The 3196-nt window shown below is 36.2% G+C and carries 1 protein-coding gene; it reads left to right on the top strand.

Going from position 1 to position 3196, the window contains the following annotated elements:
- Window positions 1–177: 177 nt before the first annotated feature.
- Window positions 178–3189 (top strand): GAF domain-containing sensor histidine kinase, encoded by a 3012-nt coding sequence (locus AC3DU7_RS29600; protein WP_488042824.1) that lies wholly within the window; start codon window positions 178–180, stop codon window positions 3187–3189.
- Window positions 3190–3196: the final 7 nt, after the last annotated feature.

Genomic DNA, 3196 nt, shown 5'->3' with positions numbered 1-3196 from the left:
CCGCTTTTTATCCCCTTAAAAGGGGAGGCGCATACCCACGATTTTTCGGTAAAAGCAGAAAAATACAAAAAAATATAGGAAAAGAAAGTTTTTTATCGCTGACTAATTAAGATTAAATCTTATAGTTTATTTCTTTTTTTCTCAAAATAACTATTAAATAATGAGGATAATCGATCGATGTTCAAAAAAAATGAATCAGGAACAAATCATAATAATCTGATTGCTTTAGAAAGTCTAATTAGAGCAATTAGAGAAGAAGAAGATTTAGATTTCCTCATTAAAAAAGTCATCAATTATCTTCAGTCAGAATTTGATTGTTGTTTGATTTGGGTATGTTTTTACGATCGATTAGCAAATAAAATAGTAGGCAAAGGTGGAATTACTCCCAATGGTGAAATTTCTGCTCTCAAACAAAAATTCACAATAAATCATGGAGATATATTAGAACAAGTATTACTGGAAAGAAAAGCAATTAAAGTCGCTGACTTAAGGGCGGAAAAGCAAGTTGGGGAATGGGTAAAAATAGCACAGACATATCAGATTAAAGGGACAGTTTTCTTTCCTATACATGACAAAGAAAAATGTTTTGGTATTGCCTTAATGGGTTCACAAGAGTGGGGAAGCTCTTTAGAGTCAGCAGAAAAAGCACTACTATCTTTAATTTGGGGCGAACTAGGACAAACATTACACAAAATAGAAAAAGAATGGCAACAGCAACAAGCAAAACGACCTGATGAACCCATCCTCTCATTACTATCTCAATTAGGAAAATTAACAACCCTAGACCGACGCCTCGAAACAGTTGCAGAAATAACTCATAAATTTTTACAGCCATCCCGCACAAATATTTACTGGTATTATCCCAATGGACGCTATTTTTGGCGTCGTGCGAGTAATCATCAAGTAATAGTAGAATGGAGCGACTTTAAACGTCCTGCTTCTGGCATTACATTACAAGACTTAGGTGAATTCTATAATGTGCTATTAACTGGACAAATTATTTGCATCGGAGAACATTACACTTCTGTAGACAGTGATATTACTCGCAGACTGACCCGACAAATCAGAGCTTCTTCTGTATTAGCAGCACCAATTATCTTAGAAGGCGAACTATTAGGATTTATTGCTGCAGAAGAACAACACAACCGTCCATGGCAAGATGATGAAAAAAACTATTTGCAAGGAGTAGGTCAACTGCTAGCCTTAACTTCTCCCCTCTCAGAAATGGAGGATAAAATTCGTCAAGCTAAATTAGACCAAACCTTAACTGCAGGGATAACTCGTGCTATTTACGGTGATGATGATTGGCAGAAAACGGTAAAAACAACGGCAGAAAAAATATCTCAGCGCTTAGGTGCTAAATATTTTATGTTGGCTATCTGCAACAGAGGACAATTTGAAGTTGTTTATCAAAATCATTCTACTCAAAGTCGAACAGTCAAAACTTCTCTACCCCGCCTCAGCAAGAAAGATATGGCCTTGCTAGGCCGAAATACTGAAGTAGTAGGCATTGAAAATTGGTCAGAAAGTAATATATTGGGTACTTGGCAGGAAGATTTTGAGAAACTTGGAGTACGTTCTCTTCTGTTGTGCAACACAACAGGAGCTAGGAAAAACGAACAAGAAGAATTTATTACAAAAAATCAAGGCGATCGCTACAACCAACCTGAAGGACTAGTAATTATTGGTGATGAAACCCCTCGCACCTGGAACCGTAATGAACGAGAATTAGTACAAATTGTTAGTCAACAGTTAGGTTTTCTCCTGCATCAAAGATATATTAATCAGATAATCAACAGGCAGCAGCAATATACGCAATATCTTCAGTCTGGTTTAACTACTTTACAACCAACTACAATACTCACAAATTCAACAAAAATATCCATCGACTCTTCCAACTCCTTATTATTACAAGAAGTGAAAAATTTGGAGCCAGTCGGAGAGCAGAGTGTATTAGGAAATTTATCACTGGACAATCTCGAACGCAATTTTCTCGAATTTATTGCTCAAGCAATTTTGGGAATAGCCGAGATAAGTCTGCAAAATGTTCCCCTAGTTGCTTTAATTACCTGGTATCCAGTATCACAAACAGGTAGAGTTATGAGCTATAGTTATCTTGAGTCTCATATTACTAGCACTGACAAAATTTCGATACCAGTTCGCACTGATTCTTGGATTCAACAAATAATTTCTACAAATGGTTGGTTGCATCTGAGCGTGAGTGATGTACCAGCAAAAACTCTACGGTGGCTCAATATTCTGCATAGCGGTCAGGTCATAGCCACTGCTTTGCGTACTGCTGTTGAACATCAGCCAACTGGTATATTATTACTTGCAGACCCTCACAAAATTTTATGGCAAAAAACAGAAGTGCCACAACCACAAAATTCTCCTACTGAAACTCTGAAAAATTTATTGACTCATTTGGTTTCTCAGCTTGCATGGTCGCGTCGCTATTTGATAGTCAAAACTACTTTGGAATCTCAGCGAGAGGAACTAGAGTGGTTGAATTGGTATAAACAAAGGCGTTTAGAGGAACTTTACCGTACTGTTGGCTCTGGTTTTAAGCAGTTAAGTGAATTGAATTATACTCCATCAGAAAATCCAGCCCAACAGAAAAATGTGTTGACAAATCTACGTTATCAGCAATTACTACGGCAAATTGGGAATGTTTTATCATCTACTACTTCATTATTGAAACAAGAAAAATGGCGTTTACAAGCAAATTTTGATGTTGTATCTGTAGCTAATTTGTTGAGGCGATCGCTCACTCGTATTGATTCTCAAGTTAAAAAAAGACAATTGCAATTAGAAGTTCATCGGGAAGGAAATTTGAATATTTATGGAGATAGTATTAAATTAGAATTAGTTGTTTATGAACTTTTGATTAGTGCCTGTCGTCGTTCTCCAACAGGAGGAAAAATTGATATTAAATGCCAAACTTTAGATGAAGAATGGTTAGAAATTTTTATCCTTGATACAGGTAAGATTAGCTCAAAATTAATAGCAGAATTTAACTCTACTTCTATCCCAGATGTATTAGAACCTTCTCCTTTGGTTTCACCTCCAGGTAAACATTTAATTATCTGTAGGCGAGTAATTCAACAAATGGGAGGAGAGCTGGAGTTAAATTTACAAGAAAGTGGTTTAATTGAAAGTAGGTTACTTTTGCCCTTAGCTCACCTTTGATTTCTAA

The organism is Okeania sp., assembly GCF_983059655.1.
This window is presented reverse-complemented; position numbering and strand designations above follow the sequence as displayed.

Bases quoted from the DNA above. Each gene is read 5' to 3' on its own strand.
- AC3DU7_RS29600 (WP_488042824.1), top strand. From the start codon at position 178: ATGTTCAAAAAAAATGAATCAGGAACAAATCATAATAATCTGATTGCT.